The following is a 22481-nucleotide window of genomic DNA, read 5'->3' on the forward strand; positions in this document are numbered from 1 at the left end:
AACCGCTATGAGGGCGAGGAGCGCACCGATCGAAGACTACGCCCTCCTCGGCGACCTGGAGACCGCCGCCATGGTGGGCCGCGACGGCTCCATCGACTGGCTCTGCCTGCCCCGCTTCGACTCGCCCGCCTGCCTTGCCGCGCTGCTCGGTACCCCGGACAACGGCTTCTGGCGGCTCGCGCCGCTCGCCGGGGGGCCCTGCACGAGGAGGGCGTACCGGCGGGACACGTTGGTCCTGGACACGTACTGGGAGACCGTGACCGGAACGGTCCACGTTACCGATTTCATGCCCCCGCGCACCCAACTGCCTTGTCTGGTCCGGGTGGTCGAGGGGCTGTCGGGCTCGGTGACGCTGCGCAGCGAGCTGCGGCTGCGGTTCCATCAGGGGCGGGTCGTGCCCTGGGCCCGGGCCGACGGTGACTGCACGGTGGCGGTCGCGGGGCCCGACGCGGTGTGGGTGGGCGCCGACGGACCCGTACGGGCGCTCGGCGGGAAGCCGTCCACCGTCGGCGAGTTCACCGTCACCGCCGGACGCCGGCTGGCGCTGACCCTCGTCTGGTCGCCCTCGCATCTGCTGGGACCGCCCGCGCCGCTGATGGTTCCGGCGGAGACGGTTTTGAAGGAGACCGTCGACTACTGGCGGCGCTGGACCGGCCGTTGCCGCTACGACGGGCCCTGGCGGGATGCCGTCGTACGGTCCCTGATCACCCTCAAGGCGCTGACTTACGCCCCCACCGGTGGCATCGTCGCCGCCCCCACCACCTCGCTGCCGGGCTGTCTCGGCGGCGAACGCAACTGGGATCACCGCTACTGCTGGCTGCGCGACTCGACCCTCGCCTTGTCCTGCCTGCTGCGCTGCGGCTACCACGAGGAGGCGACGGCCTGGCTGGACTGGCTGGTGCGGGCCATCGCGGGCGACCCGGCCGATCTCCAGACCGTCTACGGCGTCGGTGGCCAGCGCCTGCTGCCGGAGACCGAGGCGCCCTGGCTGTCCGGCTACGAGGACTCGCGGCCGGTACGGTTCGGCAACTCGGCCGTCGGCCAGTTCCAGCTCGACGTCTACGGCGAGGTCCTGGACACGCTCTGCCTCTCCCTGCTCGCGGGCATTCCCATGCCCGCCCATGTGTGGAACCTGGTCGAGGCGATGATGGGCTTCCTGCTGCGGCACTGGCGCGAACCCGACCGAGGGCTCTGGCAGGTGCGCGGACCGCGTCGGCAGTTCGTGCACTCCAAGGTCATGACCTGGGTGGCCGCCGACCGCGCCCTGCGCATGGGCGAACTCCTCGGCCGCAACGGCTCCTCGGACTGCTGGCGGGCCATGCGCGACGAGGTCCGCCGACAGGTCTGCCGGGAGGGCTGGGATCCCGCCCAGCGCTCCTTCGTCCAGGCCTATGGATCGTCCGCGCTGGACGCCTCCGCCCTGCTGCTGCCCAAGGTGGGCTTCCTGCCCGCCGAGGACCCGCGGGTGCGCGGCACCGTCCGCGCGATGAGCGGGCTTGTCGACGGCGGGTTCCTGCGGCGGTACGCGCGCGGTGGCGAGGGCGTGCATGAGGTCGACGGACTGCCGGGCCACGACGGCTCGTTCATTTCCTGCACCCTGTGGTACGCCGATGCCCTCGCCGCGACAGGCCGTGTCACCGAGGCCCGGGAGGCCTTCGAGCGGGTCCTCGCCGTGCGCAACGACGTGGGGCTGCTCTCGGAACAGTGGGACCCGGTCGCCGGCCGCCAACTGGGCAACGCCCCCCAGGCGTTCAGCCACCTCGCCCTCGCCGAGACCGCGTTCGCGCTCGCCGGGATCGGGAACCGCACTCCTACGCCTTCTGGCGCCGCGCGGACCCCGCGTACCCGAGCGGGTTGAGCTGCCGCAAGCGCCAGGTGTCCCGGGCACATGGAGAGCGGCCCGTTGTGCGAGGCGTACAACGCCCGCGTCGTATGCGTTCCGACAGCCGGGTGTGGAGGGGCCGGCAACGGACCGGCCCCTCGTTCTAGGCGGCGCCCCCCGTGGCCCTGCGGGGCGCCGTGCGGCGGCTGCCGGACGCGCGGCTCGCGGTACCGCCGGCCGCGGAGCGACGGGTGGCGGAGGTCCGGCCGCCCGCCGCGGGGGTGCCGCTCTTGGCCTTGCCGGCGCCGGAGCGGCGGGTGGAGCCTTCGCTTCCCGCCCTGGGGGCACCGCCGGCCGCGGCCTGGGACTGACCGTCGCCACCGCCGCCACGGCGCCGGCGACCGGGCCGGCCCCCGGGCGTGGCTCCGGTCTTCCGGTCTGGGCGGGACTTCGCCGGTGCCGCCGGCTGGGGCACCTCGATCGTGACGGCCACGCCGGAGGGCTCGCGGGCGCCGGTGATGGTCGTCAGCGCGGCGTCGCTCGACGTGACACGGGCCGTCCGGGGGCGGATGCCCGCGTCCGACATGAGCCGGGTGACGTCCCGCTTCTGGTCGGGCAGGACCAGAGTGACCACGCTGCCGGAACCGCCGGCGCGGGCCGTGCGGCCGCCTCGGTGGAGGTAGTCCTTGTGGTCGGTCGGGGGATCGACGTTGACGACGAGGTCGAGGTCGTCGACGTGTATGCCCCGGGCCGCGACGTTGGTCGCCACCAGCGCGGTGACCTGGCCGTTCTTGAACTGCTCCAGGGTGCGGTTGCGCTGCGGCTGGGAGCGGCCGCCGTGCAGGGCCGCAGCGCGGACCCCGACGGACAGCAGCCGCTTGGCGAGCCGGTCGGCGGACCTCTTGGTGTCGAGGAAGAGGATGACCCGGCCGTCGCGGGCCGCGATGCGCGTGGTGACGGCCTTCTTGTCGGTCTCGTCCAGGACGTGCAGGACGTGGTGCTCCATGGTGCTCACCGCGCCCGCGGACGGGTCCACCGAGTGCACCACCGGGTCGGTGAGGAACCGCTGCACCAGACGGTCGATGTTCTGGTCGAGGGTGGCCGAGAAGAGCATCCGCTGCCCGTCCGGCCGTACCTGCTGGATCAGCTTGGTGATCTGCGGCAGGAACCCCATGTCGGTCATCTGGTCGGCTTCGTCCAGCACCGTGATGCCGACCTGGTCGAGCACGCAGTCGCCGCGCTCCACGAGGTCGTTGAGCCGGCCAGGCGTCGCCACCAGCACTTCGGCGCCGCGCCGGAGCGTGGCGGCCTGCTTGGTGAGGGACAGCCCGCCGACCACGGTGGCCATGCGCAGGTTGACGGCCGTCGCGTACGGCGTCAGCGCGTCCGTGACCTGCTGGGCGAGTTCCCGGGTGGGCACCAGCACGAGCGCCAGCGGCGCCTTGGGCTGGGCGCGCAGCCCGGACGTACGGGCCAGCAGCGCGAGCCCGAACGCCAGGGTCTTGCCGGAACCGGTGCGGCCGCGGCCGAGCAGGTCACGGCCGGCGAGCGAGTTCGGCAGGGTGGCGCCCTGAATGGGGAACGGCGTGGTCACGCCCTGTGCGGTGAGGGTCTTCAGCAGCCCCGCGGGCATGTCCAGGTCGGCGAAGTCCTCGACGGCGGGAAGTGCGGGAGTGGTGCTTTCCGGCAGCCGGAATTCCTTCGACGGCGACGCGGACGGTGAGGGGGACGAGGCGCGCCGGTTCGACTTCTGGGGCCTGCGGGACATGCGGTGGTCTGCCTTCCTGGAAACAGCACAAACCGGGGTCCGCACCAAGACGGTGCGGACCCCGGTGAGCGGAATACGCGTCGGGCGATCAGGCGGGAACGATGTTCTCCGCCTGGGGGCCCTTCTGGCCCTGCGTGACGTCGAAGGAGACCCGCTGGCCCTCCTGCAGCTCACGGAAGCCCTGGGACTGGATGTTCGAGTAGTGGGCGAAGACGTCGGGGCCGCCGCCGTCCTGCTCGATGAAGCCGAAACCCTTTTCAGCGTTGAACCACTTGACGGTTCCCTGTGCCATGACTTTCTCCTTCAGTAGGCAGAGGCCCCATCCGGAGATGCCGGAAAAACAAATAATGCGCCTGAGGATAAACATTCCCGTCAGGCGCACATAGGTTCATGGGTACCACAACTGCAACTCTGAGATCATAACACGTCGCGCCGCCCGGCGCCCGGGGGTGATAGAAGGCGAGCATGACCACCTCGCACATCCTTCTTCTCCAGCCGGCCGGTGCCCGATGACCGCCGGCATCGACACCCCGGACAGCCGCGGCCGCACCGGGCTCGACCGCACCGGCCTGGACCTGACCGGCAACCCCCGGGTCAAGGTCCGCGACGTGAAACTGCTCTCCAGCCACTGGTACGTCGAGCGGGCCACCACCTTCGACCTCCAGCGCGCCGACGGCAGTTGGAGCACCCAGCAGCGCGAGACGCACGACCGCGGCAACGGCGCGACCATGCTCCTCTACGACACCGACCGCGAAACCGTCCTGCTCACCCGGCAGTTCCGCTTCCCCGTGTACGTCAACGGCCACCCCGACGGCATGCTCGTCGAGACCCCGGGCGGGCTGCTCGACGACGAGGACGAGCACCCGGAGATCGCCGTGCGCCGGGAAGTGGTCGAGGAGACCGGGCACACCATCGGCGAGGTCCGGCACGTCTTCGACGTCTACATGAGCCCCGGTTCCGTCACCGAGCGCGTCAGCTTCTACGCCGCCGCGTACGGCCCGTCGACCCGCACCCACGAGGGCGGTGGCCTGGACGAGGAGGGCGAGGACATCGAGATCCTCGAACTGCCCTTCCGCAGGGCCCTGGAGATGATCCGCACCGGCGAGATCGCCGACGCCAAGACGATCATGTTGCTCCAATGGGCCGCACTGGAAGGGCCGTTCGCGCGTTCGTGACGCGTGACGTGACCTCTTGACTTGAAGTGCGCTCCAGCAGGAAGACTCCCGTTCGCGCACCCCGACCCGGGTGTGCGTGAACGGGAGGGGAACCCCATGAAGTACCGCACCATCGGCACCGATCCGAAGAACCGCCGCGAGGTCAGCGTTCTCGCCCTCGGCGCGATGCTGTTCGGCTCGCGCACGGACGAGGAGACGTCCTTCGCCCTCCTCGACCGCTATGTGGAGGCCGGCGGCAACTTCATCGACACGTCCGACAACTACGCCTACTGGGAGGACGGCGGACAGGGCGGCCAGAGCGAGGAACTCCTCGGCCGCTGGCGGCGCAGCCGCGGCATCGGCGCGGAGGTCTTCATCGCCACCAAGCTCGGCGCCCGCCCCCTCGCACCGGGCACGGGCTACGCCGACAACGCCGAGGGCCTCTCGGCGAAGGTGATCCGCGAGTCCGCCGAGCGCAGCCGGGAGCGGCTGGGCGTGGACAAGCTGGACCTGCTCTACGCGCACATCGAGGACCACGACGTACCCCTGCGGGAGACCGTGGAGGGCTTCGCCGGACTCGTCGCGGAAGGCACCGTCGGACTGCTCGGCGTCAGCAACCACGCCGTGTGGCGGGTGGAGCGGGCCCGCGCGATCGCCGCCGCGGCGGGACTGCCCGGCTACGAGGTGCTCCAGTACGCCCACAGCCATCTGCGGCCCCGTCTCGACGTGCCGGACGACTTCTGGCCGGACGGCAGCCTCGGCCACGCGGGCGCGGAAATCCTCTCCTACCTGCGCGAGGAGCCGACCCTCACCCTGGTCGCCTACTCACCCCTGCTCAAGGGCGCCTACACCCACCCGGACCGCCTCCCCGCCGACTACGACCACCCGGGCACCCCGGCCCGGCTGAAGGTCCTGGAGGAGGTGGCCCGGGAGACCGGCGCGACCGTCAACCAGGTCGTCCTGGCCTGGCAGATCGGCGGCGCCCTGCCGATCCTCCCGCTGGCCGGGGTGTCGACCCTGGCCCAGCTGGAGGAGAACCTGGCCGCCGTCGACCTGGAACTGACCGAGGACCAGCGGGCCCGCCTGGACGGGGTCCACTAGACACCTCATGGTCTGACGAGCAGCTGGAAGTCGAACGCGTACCGGGACGCGCGGTAGATGTGCGTGCCGTACTCGACCGGCCGGCCCGTGTCGTCGTACGCCGTGCGCTGCATGGTCAGCAGTGCGGCGCCCTCCCGTTCGTCGAGGCGGGCCGCCTCCTCCGCCGTGGCGCAGCGGGCGCCGATGGTCTGGTGGGCGCTGTGCAGCGTGACGCCCGCCGAACGCATCAGCCGGTACAGGCCTGTCGACTCCAGCCGGGCGGTGTCGAGTTCGAGGAGGGTGGCGGGCAGGTAGTTGCACAGGACCGCGACCGGCTGTCCGTGCGTGGCGCGCAGCCGTTCCAGTACGACGACGTCGGCGCCCTCCGCGACGCCGAGCGCGGCGGCCACGTCGGCGGGGGCCGGGACGTGCTCGTTGCGTACCACCCGCGTGGTCGGCCCCTGCCCGGCCGCCTCCAGGTCGTCGTAGAGACTGCTCAGGTCGAGCCCGCGCTTGACCTGGCTGTGCACCACCTGCGTGCCCACCCCGCGCCGCCGGACCAGCAGCCCCTTGTCGACCAGGGTCTGGATGGCCTGCCGGACCGTCGGGCGGGACAGGCCGAGGCGTACGGAGAGGTCGATCTCGTTGCCCAGCAGGTTCCCCGGGGCGAGGGCCCCGTGCTCGATCGCCGCCTCCAGCTGCTGGGCCAGCTGGTAGTAGAGCGGCACCGGACTGCCCCGGTCCAGGGCGAAGTCCAGGGAGTCGAGCGCGGGGGCGGCAGCGGTGCGCGGGTGACCGCCGGTCTTCGCCATGGGGGTACCTCCCTCGGTGGAGCGGGCGCGGAGCGTCACAGGTGCGGGCGGCGGGCGGTGACCTCGCGGTCGTACTCCTCCCGCGCCCGTACGGCGGCCTCGCGGGACGCGGTCTCGGCCACCGGCACGTCCCACCAGGCCTCGGCCGGGGGCGCGGTGGCGGCGGCGGTGTCGGTCTCGACGTAGACGCAGGTCGGGCGGTCGGAGGCGCGGGCCGCGGCGAGCGCCTCGCGCAGTTCGCGGACCGTCTTGGCACGCAGCACGTCCATGCCGAGGCTGCCCGCGTTGGCGGCCAGGTCGACGGGGAGCGGGGCGCCGGAGAAGGTGCCGTCGGCGGCGCGGTAGCGGTAGGCGGTGCCGAAGCGCTCGCCGCCGACCGACTCGGACAGGCCGCCGATGGACGCGTACCCGTGGTTCTGGATGAGGAGCAGCTTGATCGGCAGGCCCTCCTGGACGGCCGTGACGATCTCGGTCGGCATCATGAGATAGGTGCCGTCGCCGACCAGCGCCCACACGGGGGTGTCGGGGGTGGCGTGCTGGACGCCGATCGCCGCCGGGATCTCGTAGCCCATGCAGGAGTAGCCGTACTCCAGGTGGTACTGGCGGCGGCTGCGGGCCCGCCAGAGCTTGTGCAGGTCGCCGGGGAGCGAGCCGGCCGCGTTGATGACGACGTCCTCGTCCCCGACCACCGCGTCCAGCGCGCCGAGTACCTGGGTCTGGGTCGGTACGGCGTTCTCGTCGGCGGCGGTGAAAGCGGCGTCGACCACCTGTTCCCAGCGTTCCTTGCCGGCGCGGTACTCGGCCTCGTAAGCCGAGTTCACACGGTGGCCGACGAGGGCCTCCGTCAACGCTGTGAGCCCCGCGCGCGCATCGCACACCAGCGTCCGCGCCGCCAGCTTGTGAGCGTCGAACGCGGCGATGTTGAGGTTGACGAACCGGACCTCCGGCCGCTGGAAGAGCGTGCGGGAAGCGGTGGTGAAGTCCGTGTAGCGCGTTCCGACGCCGATGATCAGGTCGGCCGTACGGGCGATGTCGTCGCAGACCGCCGTGCCGGTGTGGCCGATGCCGCCGAGGTCGGCGGGGTGGTCGTACCGCAGCGAGCCCTTGCCGGCCTGGGTCGAGGCGACCGGGATGCCGGTGGCGTCCACCAGGGCCTTGAGTGCTTCCTCGGCCTGGCTGTGGTGGATGCCTCCACCCGCGACGATCAGCGGACGCTCGGCCGCGCGGATCGCTGCCACCGCCTCCGCCAGCTCGAACGGATCGGGCGCGGGCCGCCGTACGTGCCACACCCGCTCGGCGAAGAACTCCTCCGGCCAGTCGTACGCCTCCGCCTGCACGTCCTGCGGGAGGGCCAGGGTGACCGCTCCGGTCTCGGCGGGGTCGGCGAGGACCCGCATGGCGTTCAGGGCGGACGGGATCAGGGCCTCGGGTCGGGTGACGCGGTCGAAGTACCGGGAGACCGGGCGCAGGGTGTCGTTGACCGACACGTCGGCCTCGGTCGGGTGCTCCAGCTGCTGGAGCAGCGGGTCGGGGGCGTGCGAGGCGAAGTAGTCGCCGGGGAGGAGCAGGACGGGAAGGCGGTTGATGGTGGCCAAGGCGGCGCCGGTGACGAGGTTCGTGGCGCCGGGGCCGATGGACGTCGTCACCGCCTGCGCGGAGAGCCGGTCCAGCTGGCGGGCGTAGCCGACGGCCGCGTGCACCATGGCCTGTTCGTTGCGGCCCTGGTGGAACGGCATCGTCTCCTCGCCCGCCTCCAGGAGGGCCTGGCCGACGCCCGCCACGTTGCCGTGGCCGAAGATGCCCCACGTACCGGCGATCAGCCGGTGGCGTACGCCGTCGCGCTCGGTGTACTGCACGGACAGGAAACGCACCAGGGCCTGGGCGACGGTCAGGCGGCGGGTGGGGGTGCTCATCAGGGGGTCTCCGGGGCTCTGTGGAGGGGGAAGTAGGGGGCGGGACGGTTCATGGGTGGCCGGGACGCTCGCGACCGTGTACTGCTGAGCGGCGACGGGTGGCCGGGACGTTCACGACAGTGCTCCGCTCAGCAGGCCCTCTATCTCCTCGCGTGTCGGCATCGCGGAGGAGCAGGCGAGGCGGGACGCGACGAGGGCGCCGGCCGCGTTGGCGTAGCGCATGACGCGGTCCAGGTCCCAGCCGGACAGCAGACCGTGGCAGAGCGATCCGCCGAAGGCGTCGCCCGCGCCGAGGCCGTTGACGACCTCGACGGTCACCGGTGGCGCCTCGGCGCTGCGGCCGTCGCGGTGCACGGCCAGCACGCCCTTGGGACCTTGCTTGACCACGGCCAGTTCGACCCCGGCCGCCAGCAACGCCTCGGCGCACGCCCGGGGTTCACGGACCCCGGTGGCGATCTCGCACTCGTCGAGGTTGCCGATCGCGACCGTCGCGTGGCGCAGGGCCTCCGCGTAATAGGGGCGCGCCTCCTCGGGGTCGCCCCAGAACATCGGACGCCAGTCCAGGTCGAACACGGTCAGGCCCGCCTTCGCCCGGGCCTTGAGGGCGGCGAGGGTCGCGGAGCGGCTCGGCTCCTCGCTCAGACCGGTGCCGGTGATCCAGAAGATCCGGGCCGAGCGAATGGCGAAGTAGTCCAGGTCGTCGGTGTGGATCACCAGGTCGGGAGCCTTGGGGCGCCGGTAGAAGTAGAGCGGGAAGTCGTCGGGCGGGAAGATCTCGCAGAAGGTCAGGGGCGTCGGGTGGCCGGCCACCGGCGTCACCCAGCGGTCGTCGACCCCGAACTCCTTGAGCGCCAGATGCAGGAAGGTGCCGAAGGGGTCGTCGCCGGTACGGGTGATGACGGCGGCGGAGCGTCCCAGCCGCGCGGCCGCGACGGCGACGTTCGCCGCAGAACCGCCCAGGAACTTCCCGAAGGTCTGCACATCGCTCAACGGCACGCCGGACTGCTGTGGGTAAAGATCGACTCCTATGCGGCCGATCGTGATCAAGTCGAAGGGCTGGGCGGATCCGGCCATGCGCGATGCTCCTCGGACTCGGCTGGACGTGCGCCCCTCGCGGGGGCCTGCGAGTCTCAGGTGTAGGACGCGGGAGGTGACCCTGTCAATACTTTGTACTTACATTCGGACCTGATTGTGAAATGATGTCTTAACAAAGTATTGACAGCGGGCACGCCCAGGGATTTGATTCCGTCCCAGTACAACCGCCGTATTTGCGGCCCGCGACCCGGACATGCCAAGATCCCGGGCCTCGGATCACCGAGATCTCTCTTCCTTTCCCCCGTAAGCACAGTGAGGTGCAGGAAAGATGGACCGCTCTTCTCGCTCTCAGTCCCGCAGATTCGCCCCGGTGGTGGCGCTGGCGGCGGCCGCTGCCCTGACCCTCGCCGGCTGCTCCAGCAGTTCCGGGGGCAAGAAGTCGGAGGAGAGCGCGGACGGCGCCTCCGCCGGCAAGGCCAGCACCCCCCGCATGACGGTCGCCCTGGTCACCCACCAGTCGCCCGGCGACACCTTCTGGGACATCGTCCGAAAGGGCGCCGAGGCCGCCGCCGCCAAGGACAACGTCAAGCTGATCTACACCAACGACCCGAGCGCCGGCGGCCAGGCCACCCTGGTGCAGAACGCGATCGACCAGAAGGTCGACGGCATCGCGGTCACGCTGGCCAAGCCGGACGCCCTGAAGGACGTCATCGCCAAGGCGAAGGGCCAGAAGATACCCGTCGTCGGCCTCAACTCCGGTGTCAGCGAATGGCAGAAGCTCGGCCTGCTGGAGTTCTTCGGCCAGGACGAGACCGTCGCCGGCGAGGCGCTCGGCAAGCGGCTGAACGACGAGGGTGCCAAGAGCGCCGTCTGTGTCATCCAGGAGCAGGGCAACATCGGTCTCACCCAGCGCTGCGACGGCGTGAAGAAGACCTTCGAGGGCAAGTTCCAGACGGTCAACGTCAACGGCGCCGACATGCCGTCCGTGAAGTCGACCATCACCGCCAAGCTCAGCCAGGACAAGTCCATCGACTACGTCGTCGCCCTCGGCGCGCCCATCGCGCTGACCGCCGCGCAGTCCGTGTCCGACGCCGGCAGCAAGGCCAAGGTCGCCACCTTCGACCTCAACAAGGACCTGACCGGCGCCATCAGCAAGGGCACCATCGCCTTCGCCGTCGACCAGCAGCCGTACCTCCAGGGCTACCTGGCGGTCGACTCGCTGTGGCTCTACAAGAACAACGGCAACTACATGGGCGGCGGCGAACAGCCGGTGCTGACCGGTCCGGCGTTCGTGGACAAGTCCAACGTCGACGCGGTCGCGCAGTACGCCGCGAAGGGCACCCGGTGATCCGTATGACCCAGCACGCCGAGCCGGCGGTGACCACACCGCCGGCCCCCGGCCCGAAGGAGACCGACGGCCGGACCGCCCAACGTCCCTTGGCGCTGCGGCTGTTGGCCCGCCCCGAAGTGGGCGTCTTCCTCGGCGCCGTCGCCGTCTACGTGTTCTTCCTGATCGCCGCGCCGCCGGTGCGCGACGGCAGCTCGATGGCCAACATCCTCTACCAGTCGTCGACCATCGGGATCATGGCCCTGCCGGTCGCGCTGCTGATGATCGGCGGCGAGTTCGACCTCTCGTCCGGCGTCGCGGTCATCACCTCCGCGCTCACCGCGAGCATGCTCGCCTACCAGCTCACGCTGAACGTGTGGGCGGGCGTCATCGCCGCCCTGGTCGTGTCGCTGGCGATCGGGTTCCTCAACGGCTGGCTGGTCGTCAAGACCGGTCTGCCGAGCTTCCTGATCACGCTGGGCACCTTCCTGATCCTCCAGGGCGTGAACCTGGCCGTCACCAAGCTCGTCACCGGCAACGTCGCCACCGACGACATCAGCGACATGGACGGCTTCTCCGGAGCCAAGAAGGTCTTCGCCTCGTCCTTCGAGGTCGGCGGCGTACAGATCAAGATCACGATCGTGTACTGGCTGGTGTTCGCGGCGCTGGCCACCTGGGTGCTGCTGCGCACCAAGTACGGCAACTGGATCTTCGCGGTGGGCGGCAACAAGGAGTCGGCGCGGGCCGTCGGTGTCCCGGTGACCTTCACGAAGATCTCGCTGTTCATGCTGGTCGGGTTCGGCGCCTGGTTCGTCGGGATGCACAACCTGTTCTCCTTCAACACCGTGCAGTCGGGCGAGGGTGTCGGGCAGGAGCTGATCTACATCTCCGCGGCCGTCATCGGCGGCTGTCTGCTCACCGGTGGTGCCGGTTCCGCGATCGGCCCGGTGTTCGGGGCGTTCATGTTCGGCATGGTGCAGCAGGGCATCGTGTACGCCGGGTGGAACCCGGACTGGTTCAAGGCCTTCCTGGGCGTGATGCTGCTCGGCGCCGTCCTGATCAATCTGTGGGTCAGCCGTACGGCGACCCGGAGGTGACGTGATGACATCCAACGGAACCCAGGGAACCCATGGGGCCATCCTCGCCGACACCGTCCCTGAGGGGAGCGACGGCACGATCGTCGAACTCCGCAACGCGGGCAAGTCGTACGGCAACATCCGCGCCCTGCACGGCGTCGACCTCAAGGTCCACCCCGGCAAGGTCACTTGTGTGCTGGGCGACAACGGCGCGGGCAAGTCGACGCTGATCAAAATCATCTCGGGTCTGCACCAGCACACCGAGGGCGAGTTCCTCGTCGACGGCGCCCCGGTGCGCTTCTCCACCCCGCGCGAGGCCCTCGACAAGGGCATCGCCACCGTCTACCAGGACCTCGCCGTGGTCCCGCTGATGCCGGTGTGGCGCAACTTCTTCCTCGGCTCCGAGATGACCAAGGGCCCCTGGCCGCTGCGTCGCCTCGACATCGAGCGGATGAAGAAGACGGCCGACGAGGAGCTGCGCAACATGGGCATCGTCCTCGACGACCTGGAGCAGCCGATCGGCACGCTCTCCGGTGGCCAGCGCCAGTGCGTGGCGATCGCCCGCGCCGTCTACTTCGGCGCCCGTGTGCTGATCCTCGACGAGCCCACCGCCGCGCTCGGTGTGAAGCAGTCCGGTGTGGTGCTGAAGTACATCGCCGCCGCCCGCGACCGCGGCCTCGGCGTCATCTTCATCACCCACAACCCGCACCACGCCTACATGGTCGGCGACCACTTCAGCGTGCTGCGCCTGGGCACCATGGAACTCAACGCCTCCCGCGACGAGGTCAGCCTCGAGGAGCTCACCAACCACATGGCGGGCGGCTCCGAACTCGCCGCGCTCAAGCACGAGTTGTCCCAGGTGCGAGGCGTGGACGTCGAGGAGCTCCCCGAGGCCGGCGACCTCAAGGCGCCGGTGGCGATGGCCAAGGACGACGCGCCGTGACCGCCCTGGACCGCATCCGGGTCGGCTCCGCGCCCGACTCCTGGGGCGTCTGGTTCCCCGACGACCCCCGACAGGTGCCCTGGGAAAGGTTCCTGGACGAGGTCGCCGAGGCCGGCTACTCGTGGATCGAGCTGGGTCCGTACGGTTATCTGCCGACCGACCCGGCCCGGCTCACCGACGAGGTCGCCCGGCGGGGCCTCAAGGTCTCGGCCGGCACGGTCTTCACCGGGCTGCACCGCGGCCCCTCGGTGTGGGAGTCGACCTGGGAGCACGTCAGCCAGGTCGCCGCGCTCACCCAGGCGATGGGCGCGAAGCACCTCGTCGTCATCCCGTCGTTCTGGCGGGACGACAAGACCGCCGAGCTCCTCGAACCCCCGGAGCTGACCCACGAGCAGTGGGCCCACCTCACCAAGGGCATGGAGCGGCTCGGACACGAGGTCAAGGAGGTGTACGGCCTGGACCTCGTCGTCCATCCGCACGCCGACACCCACCTCGACACCGAGGACCACGTCGAGCACTTCCTCGACTCGACCGACTCCGAACTCGTCAACCTCTGCCTGGACACCGGGCATTACGCCTACTGCGGCGGCGACAGCGTCAAGCTGATCGAGACGTACGGCGAACGCATCGGCTATCTGCACCTCAAGCAGGTCGACCCCGCGATCCTCGCCGACGTGGTGGCCGACGAGGTGCCGTTCGGACCGGCCGTCCAGCGCGGCGTGATGTGCGAACCGCCCTCCGGTGTACCGGAGTTGGAGCCGGTGCTGGTGGCCGCGCAGCAGCTGGGCGTGGAGCTGTTCGCGATCGTCGAGCAGGACATGTACCCGTGCGCGCCGGACAAGCCACTGCCGATCGCGGTGCGCACCCGCAAGTTCCTGAGGTCCTGCGGCGCCTGAAGGGGGCGACGACATGACGCGGAGCGACACTCTCCGAGTCGCCGTCATCGGAACGGGAAAGATGGGCGCCGACCATGTGCGGCGCATCCAGGGGGTCGTCAGCGGGGCTCGGGTGAGCGCCGTCGTCGATGTCGACGCGGAGCGCGCCAAGGCCGTGGCGGCGCGCGTCGACGGCTGCACCGCCTACACCGACCCGGTCACGGCGATGGCCGCGGACGACGTCGACGCCGTACTGATCGCCTCCCCGGGCCCCGCGCACGAGGCCGCGCTGCTGGCCGCCCTCGAACGCGACCTCCCGGTGCTGTGCGAGAAGCCGCTCACCCCGGACGCGGCCTCGGCCCTGCGCGTCCTGGAGGCCGAACGGCGACTGGGCCACCGCCGCGTCCAGGTCGGCTTCATGCGGCGCTACGACCCCGAGTACGTACGCCTCAAGGCCCTGCTGAACACAGGCCAGTTGGGCCGTCCGCTGCTGCTGCACCACCGGCATCGCAACGCGGCCAGTCCGCCCTTCTTCACCAGCGAGATGCTCATCAGCGACTCGGTGGCGCACGAGACGGACGTGACCCGCTGGCTGCTCGGCCAGGAGATCACCGCGGTCACCGTGCTGCGGCCGAGACCCTCGGTCAACGCGCCGGACGGTTTGCAGGACCCGCAGTTCGTGGTGTTCGAGACGGACGCCGGCGTGGTCGTCGACGTGGAGATCTTCGTCAACTGCGGGTTCGGCTACCAGGTGCAGGCCGAGGTGGTCTGCGAACGCGGCACCGCCCGCATCGGCGACGGCCACGCCATGGTCACCAACATGGCGGGGCGTTGGGGCGGCACCATCGCCCAGGACTTCACCGACCGCTTCGCCGACGCCTACGACCGCGAGCTCCAGGCCTGGGCCGACGCCACCCGCCGCGGCGAGGTGACCGGGCCGAGCGTGTGGGACGGCTACGCGGCCGCCGCCGTCTGCGAGGCCGGGGTACGGGCGCTGACGGACGGCGGGCGGGTGGCGGTCGAGCTGGTGGAGCGGCCGGGGCTCTACGCCTGACGGCCGGGGCTCCACGCCTGACCGGGTTCCGGGAGCGCCCGCGTGAAGACCACCATCGGCTGCCCGGGACCGTTGTAGTCCTCCACGATGCGGGCCTCGAAGCCCAGGCCGCGGTGGAAGGCGACCGATCCCGTGTTGGTCACCGAGGTGATGGCCTTCAGCCGGACCGCGCCCTGCTTCCGCGCGGCCTCGGTGAAGGCGTCGTACAGCCGGCGGCCGAGCCCGGTGCCGCGGGCGTCGTCGCGGGTGGCGATCAGATGGACGTACCCGGTGGCGTCGGGCGTGACGAACCCGACGAGATAGCCGACGATGCCGTCCTCGGCCCGGGCCACCAGACATGTCGACCCGAACTCCTGGACCAGCGCCAGGAGATGGAGGGATCTGAGGTCCCGGTCGCCCCAGTAGCGGGAGTGATCGGCGAGAACCTGCTGGATGTCGGTGACCCGGGCGGGAACGATGTCTGCGGCCATGCCGCCGATCATGACAGGCGCGGCACCGCCGACCGGGGCCGCGGCTCGAACCCCGCCGCGCGGTAGCTCGCGTCGATCAGCTCCATCGTCGCCACCGCGTCGTCCGCGTCCAGCGGCACCGGCGTGCCCTCGCGGACCCGCGCCGCGAACGCGTCCAACTGGTAGGTGTACGACGACCTGGTGCCGAGCCGCTCCGTGCGCTCGCCCGCGTCGGTGCGGACCACGACCCGGTCGTCGAGGTGCGGCAGCACGAAGTTCGTCGCCGTCGCCTCACCCCGGCTGCCGACGATCCGGCAGCTCATGTCCAGACCGTCGTACGCCATGTGACAGCGCGCGGACGCCGTGGCCCCGTCCGGGAACTCCAGCTCCACGTCCAGCCATTCGTCCACGCCCGGTGCCCCCGCCCGCTCGCCGCCGCGCGCCGAGACCAGCCGCGGCGCGCCGCCGCCGAACGGGGCCAGCATGCGCACCGCGTGCAGGCTGTAGCAGCCCAGGTCCATCATCGCGCCGCCGGCCAGCGGCAGCGACCAGCGCGGGTCGGTGTCCGGGGGCGCGGCGATGGCGACCATCGTCTCCACCCGCTGGAGGTCGCCGAGTTCACCGCTCTCCAGCAGCTCGTGCAGGCGCCGGGCGACCGGGTGGAAGAGGTAGTGGAAGGCCTCCATGAAGACGGTCCCGGACTTCGCTGCCGCCTCCCGCACCTCGGCGGCCTCCACGGCGTTGCTCGCCGACGGCTTCTCGGACAGCACATGCTTGCCGGCCGCGAGGGCGGCGAGGTTCCACGGCCCGTGCAGACCGTTGGCGAGGGGGTTGTAGACGACCTCGACCTCGGGGTCCGCGATCAGGTCGGCGTAGGAGTCGACGACCCGCTCCACGCCGTGCTCGCGCGCGAACTCCGCGGCGCGGGACCGGTCGCGGGCGGCCACCGCGACGACGCGGTGGCCGGTCGTCCGGGCCGGGGTGATGAGGGAGCTCGCGGTGATCCGCGCGGCCCCCAGGACTCCGATGCGCAGGGGTTCCCGGCCCGGTTCGCTCATGCCTGCCGTACCTCCTCGATGGTGACGGGGCGGTGCTCGTGCAGGGACAGTGTGCACGCCTCGGCGATCCAGCCCGCCTCCAGGGCGTCCTCCACCGTGCACGGGGAGGGCCGGGTGCCCGCCACGACCTCGGTGAACGCGGTGAGTTCGGCGCGGTAGGCGGCGGTGAAGCGGTCCATGAAGAAGTCGTGCGGCGTCCCGGCCGGGAACGTCACCCCGGGCTCGACCGAGCGCAGCGGCAGCTTGTCCTCCAGACCGACCGCGATGGAGTCCTCGAAGCCGTGCAGCTCCATGCGGACGTCGTAACCCCGCTTGTTGTGGCGGGAGTTGGAGATCACCGCGATCGTGCCGTCGTCCAGGGTGAGGATCGCGCCGGTGGTGTCGGCGTCGCCGGCCGCCTTGATGTAGTCGGCGCCGCGGTTGCCGCCGACGGCGTACACCTCGGTGACCTCACGGCCGGTCACCCAGCGGATGATGTCGAAGTCGTGCACCGAACAGTCGCGGAAGATGCCTCCGGAGGCGGCGACGTACGCGGCGGGCGGCGGCGCCGGGTCCAGGGTCGTCGAGCGCACGGTGTGCAGCTTGCCGAGCTCACCACTTTGCACGGCGGCCCGCGCGGCCACGAACCCGGCGTCGAAACGCCGGTTGTAGCCGATCTGGATCGGCACGTCCGTGCCCTGGATCGCCTTGAGGACCGCGACGCCCTCGCTCATGTGCTTGGCGACCGGCTTCTCGCAGAAGACCGGGATGCCGGCCTCGACACCGGCCAGGATCAGCGCCGGGTGGGCGTCCGTCGCCGCCGCGACGACGATGCCGTCCACGCCGGCCGCCAGCAGGGCCTCCGGCGAGTCCACGACCTCGCCGCCGAACTTCTCCGCGGCGGCCTTGGCGGCGTCCGCGAACGGGTCGGTGAGGACCAGCGACTCGACCGCGTCGAGTCCGGAGAGGGTCTCGGCGTGGAAGGCGCCGATACGGCCGAGGCCGAGGATTCCGATGCGCATGGGGGTTGCAGCTCCTTGAGGGTTCTTGCGTGGATCAGCGGGGCTAGTCGAGTCCGCCGAGGACGTTCTGGTCCCAGTCGATCACCGATCCGGTGACCACGCCGGACCGGTCGGACAGCAGCAGGACCACGAAGTCGGCGATCTCGTCGGGCTGGCCCAGCTTGCCCATCGGCAGCTTCGCGGCGGCCTGCTCACGCCAGTCGTCGCCGGCGCCGTGGAAGGCCTTCTGGGTGGCGTCCTCGCCCTCGGTCGCCGTCCAGCCGATGTTCACGCCGTTGATCCGCACCCGGTCCCAGCGGTGCGCGTGCGCGGCGTTGCGGGTCAGGCCGATCAGCCCGGCCTTCGCGGCGACGTACGGGGCGAGGAACGGCTGCCCGCCGTGCGCCGAGGACGTGATGATGTTGACGACCGTGCCGGGCGCGCCCCGCCCCACCATGTCGGCGACCGCGGCCTGCATCGCGAAGAACGGCGCCTTCAGGTTGATCGCGATGTGCTGGTCGAACAGCTCGGGCGTGGTGTCGAGCAGCGTGCCCCGGGAGGTGAGCCCCGCCGAGTTCACCAGGCAGTCGATCCGGCCGTACGCCGCGACCACGGACGCCACCGACGCCTTCGCCTGCTCGGCGTCCGCGAGGTCGGCCCGTACGAACATCGCCTTGCCGCCCGCCGCCGTCAGCTCGGCCACCAGCGCCTCGCCCGGCTCGGGGCGCCGCCCGGACACGGCCACGACCGCGCCCTCGCGCACCGCGGCCCGAGCGATCGCGGCGCCCACGCCCTGGCTCCCGCCGTTGACGAGGACGATCTTGTCGTCGAGAAGTCCCATGAAACCCAAGCCCTTTCAGCTCTCGCGCCGTTCGGCGGCCGCCCGCAGTCCGTCCCGCAGCGTCCGCGGTGTCCACCGCTCGCGCAGCGCCCGCCGGACGAGATCGGCCTGGGAGGGCGGGGCCAGGCCGTCGACCGGCGGATCGCTGTCGAGGTTGGTCGGGAAGGGGTAGCCCTCGGCGCTGGCGGCGATGACGTTGGCCAGCCATTCCTCGCTCGCGCCCTCCGTGGCGCGGCGCAGCAGCACGGGGTAGACCGCGTTGGCCATCGTCTCCCGGTCCACGGTCTCCATGGCCCGCCCGAACGCCGAGGACACCTGGAGCAGATTGGCGACCCGCCGGACATCGGTGGTGCGGTTGGTGCCGGCGGCGTGGAACAGCGCCGGGTTGAAGAAGACGGCGTCGCCCTTGGCCAGCGGCAGCTGGACGTGGTGCTCCTTGAAGTACGCCTGGAACTCCGGCCGCCGCCACGCGAGGTAGCCCGGCTCGAAGGTCTGCGAGTACGGCAGGTAGAGCGTCGGCCCGGACTCGACCGGCATGTCGCAGTGCGCGACCGCGCCCTGGAGCGTGAGCACGGGGGAGAGGCGGTGCACATGGGCCGGGTAGGCGGCGGCGACCTCGTCGGAGAGGAAACCGAGGTGGTAGTCGCGGTGCGCGGTCTGCGCGAGGCCGCCCGGGTTGACGACGTTGACCTGGGAGGTGACCTGGTAGCCGGGGCCCAGCCAGGCCTCCGAGACCAGGGCGAGGACGGGGTTGGCGTAGTAGTCGGCGAACGCCGTCGGGTCGTACAGGGCGGCCTTCTCCAGCGCGTTCCACACCCGCTCGTTGGCGCCGGGCTTCGCGAAGTGGTCGCCGGCGGTGGCGCCCGCCGCGTCCTGTTCGCGGATCAGCGCCTCGAAGACCGCGGTGGCCCGGTCCACGACCGCGGCATCGGGGAACGCGCCCCGGAACACCACGACTCCGGGCCCGTCGGTGAGGGCCCGCACCAGCTCCTCCTGGACCGCACGTCGGTCCTCGGCCGCCCCGACGCGCTCACTGTCGTAGAGCAGGACGTTGCGCTCCACGGCGTCGGCGTACGGGTAGTCGGCCGGGTCGGTGGTCCGCTCGACGAGCGGACGCAGGGCCGCGAGGTCGCAGTCCTGCTCGGACAGCCAGGCCCGGCGGTGTACGGCGGTGAAGGACATCGGTGTCCTCTCGGTGACGGGGCGACGCAGCGCTCGGGTGACAGGGGCGACGCAGCGCTGTCATTCTTGTCAGTACAAACCCGTCGAACAACCGGCACGGAGCCATCAAAAACCCCTCAAGGAGCCTGCCCATGGGCCACCCCTTCCCGATCCGGGAAATCGCACGTCAGGCGGGTTTGAGCGAGGCCACCGTGGACCGGGTCCTGAACGGCAGGGGCGGCGTCCGGGAGAGCACGGCCCGCGAGGTCCGGCAGGCCATCGCCGACCTCGACCGGCAGCGCACCCAGGTCCGGCTGGTGGGCCGCACTTTCATGATCGACATAGTGATGCAGACGCCCGAGCGGTTCAGCACCGCCGTCCGGGCCGCGCTGGAGGCGGAACTGCCCGCCCTGCATCCGGCGGTCGTGCGCTCCCGCTTCCATTTCCGGGAGACCGGCCCGGTCGAGGAGCAGGTCCGCACCCTGGACCGGATAGCCCGGCGCGGCTCCCAGGGCGTGATCCTCAAGGCCCCGGACGTCCCCGAGGTCACCGCGGCCGTCGGCCGCCTGGTCGCCGCCGGCATCCCCGTGGTCACCCTGGTCACCGACCTGCCCGCCAGCGCCCGCCTCGGCTACGTCGGCATCGACAACCGGGCGGCCGGGGCGACGGCCGCGTACCTCATGGGTCAGTGGCTCGGCGACCGGCCCGGCAACGTCCTCACCAGCCTCAGCAGCGGCTTCTTCCGCAACGAGGAGGAGCGTGAGATGGGCTTCCGCGGCGCCATGCGGGCCCACCACCCGGGCCGCACCCTGGTCGAGATCGCCGAGGGCCAGGGCCTGGACGCCACCCAGTACGACCTCGTCCGCGCGGCCCTCGCCCGCGACCCGGACATCCGCGCGGTGTACTCCATCGGCGGCGGCAACATCGCGACCCTGCGCGCCTTCGAGGACCTCGGCCGGGAGTGCGCGGTGTTCGTCGCCCACGACCTCGACCACGACAACACCCGCCTGCTGAGCGAGCACCGCCTCTCCGCGGTCCTCCACCACGACCTGCGCCAGGACCTGCGCGAGGCCTGCCACCTCGTCATGCGGGCGCACGGCGCACTGCCCCCGGCGGGACCGACACTGCCGTCCGCGATCCAGGTCGTGACGCCGTACAACATGCCCACCGTCGCTACGGCAGGTTGATCGCGTACGCCTTCCGCAGCGTCTCGTGCACCGTCCACGTCGTACGGTCGCCCGCACGGAGTACGGCCATGTCGCCGGGCCCGACCTCCAGCGTCGGCCCGCCCTCCACCGCGACCGTGGCCGAGCCGCTGATCACCACGAACAGCTCGTCCGCCTCGGTGTCGGTGACGACGCCCGGGGTGATCTGCCAGACGCCGCGGATCTGCCTGCCGTCCGCCGACTCCCAGACCACCTTCCCGGTCACCTCCGGCGTCCCGGAGACGATCTGTTCCGGGGCGAGGGGCTCGGGTACGAGCTCGGCGTCGGGGACGTGGACTACGAAACTGTGGCTCATGGGACGACCCTAGCCAGCGCGTACGCTCCGCGGCCGTGGACAGGGTGTGGGGTATCGGCCCAGGTGGGAGGACACTTCGTCGCGACTGGCGGCCCGCCGCGAGGCGCGTGATCGTGGGAGACATGGCACAGGCCGCGGCGGAGACCGCCGACGCACCGCACCCGCACGACACCCGCGAGGCCGTCCTGTTCGGCGGGGTCTACGGCGCCGTCCTCGCCTGCTCGATGGTCGCCGCGCTCACCCAGTACGGCCACACCTCCCAGGACAGCCGCCGCTACGACGCCCTGTGGCTGCTGGTCACGGCCTTCGCCTCCGCCCTGGCCCACGGCTACGCCCACTACATCGCCGAACGCACCCCGCACCGCCGCGGGGACGCCCTGCGCACCCTGGTCGACGAGTGGCCCCTGATCGCGGCCGTCCTGCCCACCGTCGCGGTCCTGGCCGGCGCGGGCTGGGGCTGGTGGCCCGCGAAGGGCGTGGAGTACCCGGCGTTCGCCCTGAACATCACCCTGCTGTTCGCCCTCGGTCTGGTGACGGCCCGCTGGGCCCACCGCTCATGGGCCGCCGCCCTGCTGATCGGCGCGGTGGACGCGCTGCTGGGGGTAGGGGTGGTCGTGGCCAACGCCGTCATCAAGTGACGGAGCGTAAGGTCGTGGCCTGCCGAGGAGTGGCCTGCCGAGGAGTGGCCTGCCGGGGAGAGGGCCCGTACGACCACCGATGTGGGGGAAGGGAGCCCGTATGACCACCGACGTCACCGACGAGGCGATCGCCAGCCTGCGCGACACCGCGGACCCGCGTCTGCGCGACCTGCTCACCGCCCTCATCCGCCATCTGCACGACTTCGCCCGCGAGACGCGGCTGACCCAGGGGGAGTGGGAGGCGGCGATCCGTTTCCTCACGGCGACCGGACAGACCTGCACGGACACCCGGCAGGAGTTCATCCTCCTGTCGGACGTCCTCGGCCTGTCGATGCTGCTGGAGACCCTGCACGGCCACAGCACGCCCGACGCCACCGAGTCGACCGTCCTCGGCCCCTTCCACATGACCGAGTCCCCGGTCCGTGAACTCGGCGCGAACATCGACCTGGTGGGCGACGGGGAGCCCTGTGTGGTGAGCGGCCGCGTGCTGTCCGCGGACGGCACCCCGCTGCCGGGCGCGACCCTGGACGTGTGGCAGGCGAACGCCCAGGGGTTCTACGACGTCCAGCAGCCGGACGTACAGCCGGCCGGAAACGGCCGGGGCCTCTTCACCACCGACGCCGAGGGCCGCTTCCGCTTCCGCACCTGCGTCCCGAGCTCCTACCCGATCCCCACGGACGGCCCGGTCGGGGACCTGCTCCGGGCCACCGGCCGGCACCCCTATCGCCCCGCCCACATCCACTTCATCGCCTCGGCCCCCGACCACGCCCCGGTCACCACGCACATCTTCGTGGCGGGCGACAAGTACCTGGGCTCGGACGCGGTGTTCGCCGTCAAGCAGAGCCTGGTCCGCGACTTCACCCCGACCGACGACCCGTCCCTGGCCCAGGAGTCGGGCGTGCCGAACCCCTTCCGGCACGCGCACATCGACCTCGTACTGGAGCGCGCGTGAACCCCCTGGCCTCCTTCACCCA

22 protein-coding genes are annotated in these 22481 nt (G+C 71.3%); 11 read left to right on the plus strand and 11 right to left on the minus strand.

The annotated features are described in order from the left end of the window. The first annotated feature begins 7 nt into the window (after nt 1-7). The gene (locus EJC51_RS39945; RefSeq protein ID WP_126275543.1) at nt 8-1858 is read left to right on the plus strand and encodes a glycoside hydrolase family 15 protein; all 1851 of its coding nucleotides are present in this window, start codon (nt 8-10) and stop codon (nt 1856-1858) included. 127 nt (nt 1859-1985) lie between these two features. Here the strand turns inward: EJC51_RS39945 and EJC51_RS39950 are convergent, their stop codons facing one another. Beyond that, complete coding sequence (locus EJC51_RS39950) at nt 1986-3590, minus strand: DEAD/DEAH box helicase (RefSeq protein ID WP_126275544.1); 1605 nt, start codon at nt 3588-3590, stop codon at nt 1986-1988. 88 nt (nt 3591-3678) lie between these two features. Beyond that, a complete protein-coding gene (locus EJC51_RS39955) occupies nt 3679-3882 on the minus strand; it encodes a cold-shock protein (protein ID WP_059194910.1) in 204 nt (67 codons plus the stop codon). Nucleotides 3883-4099: 217 nt separating this feature from the next. On the opposite strand from EJC51_RS39955, the gene EJC51_RS39960 reads away from it, so the two are divergent. Together EJC51_RS39960 and EJC51_RS39965 are read left to right on the plus strand one after the other, a co-directional pair. Next, entirely contained in the window at nt 4100-4765 is a 666-nt protein-coding gene (locus tag EJC51_RS39960; RefSeq protein WP_126275545.1) for an NUDIX domain-containing protein, read from the plus strand. 96 nt (nt 4766-4861) lie between these two features. Next, nucleotides 4862-5845, plus strand: a complete 984-nt coding sequence (locus EJC51_RS39965; protein WP_126275546.1) for an aldo/keto reductase — start codon at nt 4862-4864, stop codon at nt 5843-5845. 5 nt (nt 5846-5850) lie between these two features. On the opposite strand, the gene EJC51_RS39970 is transcribed toward EJC51_RS39965, so the two are convergent. The 3 genes from EJC51_RS39970 to iolC form a co-directional block, all read right to left on the minus strand. Further along, entirely contained in the window at nt 5851-6636 is a 786-nt protein-coding gene (locus EJC51_RS39970; RefSeq protein ID WP_126275547.1) for a GntR family transcriptional regulator, read from the minus strand. A gap of 35 nt (nt 6637-6671) precedes the next feature. Continuing rightward, nucleotides 6672-8549 carry a 3D-(3,5/4)-trihydroxycyclohexane-1,2-dione acylhydrolase (decyclizing) gene (gene iolD, locus EJC51_RS39975; protein ID WP_126275548.1) on the minus strand — a complete coding sequence of 626 codons (1878 nt, stop codon included), beginning with the start codon at nt 8547-8549 and terminating at the stop codon, nt 6672-6674. A 111-nt stretch (nt 8550-8660) separates the two neighbouring features. Continuing rightward, nucleotides 8661-9623 (minus strand): 5-dehydro-2-deoxygluconokinase, encoded by a 963-nt coding sequence (iolC, locus tag EJC51_RS39980; RefSeq protein WP_126275549.1) that lies wholly within the window; start codon nt 9621-9623, stop codon nt 8661-8663. Between the two features lie 289 nt (nt 9624-9912). Between iolC and EJC51_RS39985 the strand changes: the two genes are divergently transcribed. The 5 genes from EJC51_RS39985 to EJC51_RS40005 are packed head-to-tail and all read left to right on the plus strand — an operon-like array spanning nt 9913 to nt 14859. Then, nucleotides 9913-10932, plus strand: a complete 1020-nt coding sequence (locus EJC51_RS39985) for a sugar ABC transporter substrate-binding protein (protein WP_126275550.1) — start codon at nt 9913-9915, stop codon at nt 10930-10932. Continuing rightward, entirely contained in the window at nt 10932-12008 is a 1077-nt protein-coding gene (locus EJC51_RS39990) for an ABC transporter permease (RefSeq protein WP_165951118.1), read from the plus strand. Before EJC51_RS39985 ends, EJC51_RS39990 begins: the two co-directional genes overlap by 1 nt. Nucleotides 12009-12012: 4 nt before the next feature. After that, entirely contained in the window at nt 12013-12930 is a 918-nt protein-coding gene (locus EJC51_RS39995) for an ATP-binding cassette domain-containing protein (RefSeq protein ID WP_126275552.1), read from the plus strand. Then, entirely contained in the window at nt 12927-13826 is a 900-nt protein-coding gene (locus EJC51_RS40000; protein WP_126275553.1) for a sugar phosphate isomerase/epimerase family protein, read from the plus strand. The genes EJC51_RS39995 and EJC51_RS40000 overlap by 4 nt, the downstream gene beginning before the upstream one ends. A gap of 13 nt (nt 13827-13839) precedes the next feature. After that, the gene (locus EJC51_RS40005; RefSeq protein ID WP_126275554.1) at nt 13840-14859 is read left to right on the plus strand and encodes a Gfo/Idh/MocA family protein; all 1020 of its coding nucleotides are present in this window, start codon (nt 13840-13842) and stop codon (nt 14857-14859) included. On the opposite strand, the gene EJC51_RS40010 is transcribed toward EJC51_RS40005, so the two are convergent. The 5 genes from EJC51_RS40010 to EJC51_RS40030 are packed head-to-tail and all read right to left on the minus strand — an operon-like array spanning nt 14850 to nt 19369. Then, entirely contained in the window at nt 14850-15329 is a 480-nt protein-coding gene (locus EJC51_RS40010; RefSeq protein ID WP_244363064.1) for a GNAT family N-acetyltransferase, read from the minus strand. The genes EJC51_RS40005 and EJC51_RS40010 overlap by 10 nt on opposite strands. 8 nt (nt 15330-15337) lie before the next feature. Further along, complete coding sequence (locus EJC51_RS40015) at nt 15338-16366, minus strand: Gfo/Idh/MocA family protein (protein ID WP_126275556.1); 1029 nt, start codon at nt 16364-16366, stop codon at nt 15338-15340. Continuing rightward, entirely contained in the window at nt 16363-17367 is a 1005-nt protein-coding gene (locus EJC51_RS40020) for a Gfo/Idh/MocA family protein (protein ID WP_079307365.1), read from the minus strand. Before EJC51_RS40020 ends, EJC51_RS40015 begins: the two co-directional genes overlap by 4 nt. 43 nt (nt 17368-17410) lie before the next feature. Next, on the minus strand, nt 17411-18187 hold the full coding sequence (locus EJC51_RS40025) for an SDR family oxidoreductase (protein ID WP_126275557.1): 777 nt from the start codon (nt 18185-18187) through the stop codon (nt 17411-17413). A gap of 15 nt (nt 18188-18202) precedes the next feature. Further along, nucleotides 18203-19369 carry a phytanoyl-CoA dioxygenase family protein gene (locus EJC51_RS40030; protein ID WP_126275558.1) on the minus strand — a complete coding sequence of 389 codons (1167 nt, stop codon included), beginning with the start codon at nt 19367-19369 and terminating at the stop codon, nt 18203-18205. A 131-nt stretch (nt 19370-19500) separates the two neighbouring features. Here EJC51_RS40030 and EJC51_RS40035 point away from each other — a divergent pair, with 131 nt between their 5' ends. Further along, nucleotides 19501-20535, plus strand: a complete 1035-nt coding sequence (locus EJC51_RS40035) for a LacI family DNA-binding transcriptional regulator (protein ID WP_126275559.1) — start codon at nt 19501-19503, stop codon at nt 20533-20535. Here the strand turns inward: EJC51_RS40035 and EJC51_RS40040 are convergent. Continuing rightward, nucleotides 20522-20869, minus strand: a complete 348-nt coding sequence (locus tag EJC51_RS40040; RefSeq protein WP_126275560.1) for a cupin domain-containing protein — start codon at nt 20867-20869, stop codon at nt 20522-20524. The two genes, EJC51_RS40035 and EJC51_RS40040, sit on opposite strands and share 14 nt — an antisense overlap. Before the next feature lie 122 nt (nt 20870-20991). Here EJC51_RS40040 and EJC51_RS40045 point away from each other — a divergent pair, with 122 nt between their 5' ends. Together EJC51_RS40045 and EJC51_RS40050 are read left to right on the plus strand one after the other, a co-directional pair. Then, nucleotides 20992-21507 carry a hypothetical protein gene (locus EJC51_RS40045; RefSeq protein ID WP_126275561.1) on the plus strand — a complete coding sequence of 172 codons (516 nt, stop codon included), beginning with the start codon at nt 20992-20994 and terminating at the stop codon, nt 21505-21507. 100 nt (nt 21508-21607) lie between these two features. Next, entirely contained in the window at nt 21608-22459 is an 852-nt protein-coding gene (locus EJC51_RS40050; RefSeq protein WP_126275562.1) for an intradiol ring-cleavage dioxygenase, read from the plus strand. Nucleotides 22460-22481 lie beyond the last annotated feature (22 nt).

The sequence above is a fragment of the Streptomyces aquilus genome, assembly GCF_003955715.1.
Taxonomy (GTDB): domain Bacteria; phylum Actinomycetota; class Actinomycetes; order Streptomycetales; family Streptomycetaceae; genus Streptomyces; species Streptomyces aquilus.

What these genes read in the sequence shown, in the direction of transcription:
- EJC51_RS40025 (WP_126275557.1), bottom strand. Translation starts at nt 18,187, where the DNA reads ATGGGACTTCTCGACGACAAGATCGTCCTCGTCAACGGCGGGAGCCAG.
- EJC51_RS40030 (WP_126275558.1), bottom strand. Translation starts at nt 19,369, where the DNA reads ATGTCCTTCACCGCCGTACACCGCCGGGCCTGGCTGTCCGAGCAGGAC.
- EJC51_RS39965 (WP_126275546.1), top strand. Translation starts at nt 4,862, where the DNA reads ATGAAGTACCGCACCATCGGCACCGATCCGAAGAACCGCCGCGAGGTC.
- EJC51_RS40005 (WP_126275554.1), top strand. Translation starts at nt 13,840, where the DNA reads ATGACGCGGAGCGACACTCTCCGAGTCGCCGTCATCGGAACGGGAAAG.
- EJC51_RS40035 (WP_126275559.1), top strand. Translation starts at nt 19,501, where the DNA reads ATGGGCCACCCCTTCCCGATCCGGGAAATCGCACGTCAGGCGGGTTTG.
- EJC51_RS39945 (WP_126275543.1), top strand. Translation starts at nt 8, where the DNA reads ATGAGGGCGAGGAGCGCACCGATCGAAGACTACGCCCTCCTCGGCGAC.
- EJC51_RS40020 (WP_079307365.1), bottom strand. Translation starts at nt 17,367, where the DNA reads ATGCGCATCGGAATCCTCGGCCTCGGCCGTATCGGCGCCTTCCACGCC.
- EJC51_RS39985 (WP_126275550.1), top strand. Translation starts at nt 9,913, where the DNA reads ATGGACCGCTCTTCTCGCTCTCAGTCCCGCAGATTCGCCCCGGTGGTG.
- EJC51_RS39955 (WP_059194910.1), bottom strand. Translation starts at nt 3,882, where the DNA reads ATGGCACAGGGAACCGTCAAGTGGTTCAACGCTGAAAAGGGTTTCGGC.
- EJC51_RS39995 (WP_126275552.1), top strand. Translation starts at nt 12,013, where the DNA reads ATGACATCCAACGGAACCCAGGGAACCCATGGGGCCATCCTCGCCGAC.
- EJC51_RS40040 (WP_126275560.1), bottom strand. Translation starts at nt 20,869, where the DNA reads ATGAGCCACAGTTTCGTAGTCCACGTCCCCGACGCCGAGCTCGTACCC.
- iolD (WP_126275548.1), bottom strand. Translation starts at nt 8,549, where the DNA reads ATGAGCACCCCCACCCGCCGCCTGACCGTCGCCCAGGCCCTGGTGCGT.
- EJC51_RS39960 (WP_126275545.1), top strand. Translation starts at nt 4,100, where the DNA reads ATGACCGCCGGCATCGACACCCCGGACAGCCGCGGCCGCACCGGGCTC.
- EJC51_RS40015 (WP_126275556.1), bottom strand. Translation starts at nt 16,366, where the DNA reads ATGAGCGAACCGGGCCGGGAACCCCTGCGCATCGGAGTCCTGGGGGCC.
- EJC51_RS40010 (WP_244363064.1), bottom strand. Translation starts at nt 15,329, where the DNA reads ATGGCCGCAGACATCGTTCCCGCCCGGGTCACCGACATCCAGCAGGTT.
- iolC (WP_126275549.1), bottom strand. Translation starts at nt 9,623, where the DNA reads ATGGCCGGATCCGCCCAGCCCTTCGACTTGATCACGATCGGCCGCATA.
- EJC51_RS39950 (WP_126275544.1), bottom strand. Translation starts at nt 3,590, where the DNA reads ATGTCCCGCAGGCCCCAGAAGTCGAACCGGCGCGCCTCGTCCCCCTCA.
- EJC51_RS40045 (WP_126275561.1), top strand. Translation starts at nt 20,992, where the DNA reads ATGGCACAGGCCGCGGCGGAGACCGCCGACGCACCGCACCCGCACGAC.
- EJC51_RS40050 (WP_126275562.1), top strand. Translation starts at nt 21,608, where the DNA reads ATGACCACCGACGTCACCGACGAGGCGATCGCCAGCCTGCGCGACACC.
- EJC51_RS39970 (WP_126275547.1), bottom strand. Translation starts at nt 6,636, where the DNA reads ATGGCGAAGACCGGCGGTCACCCGCGCACCGCTGCCGCCCCCGCGCTC.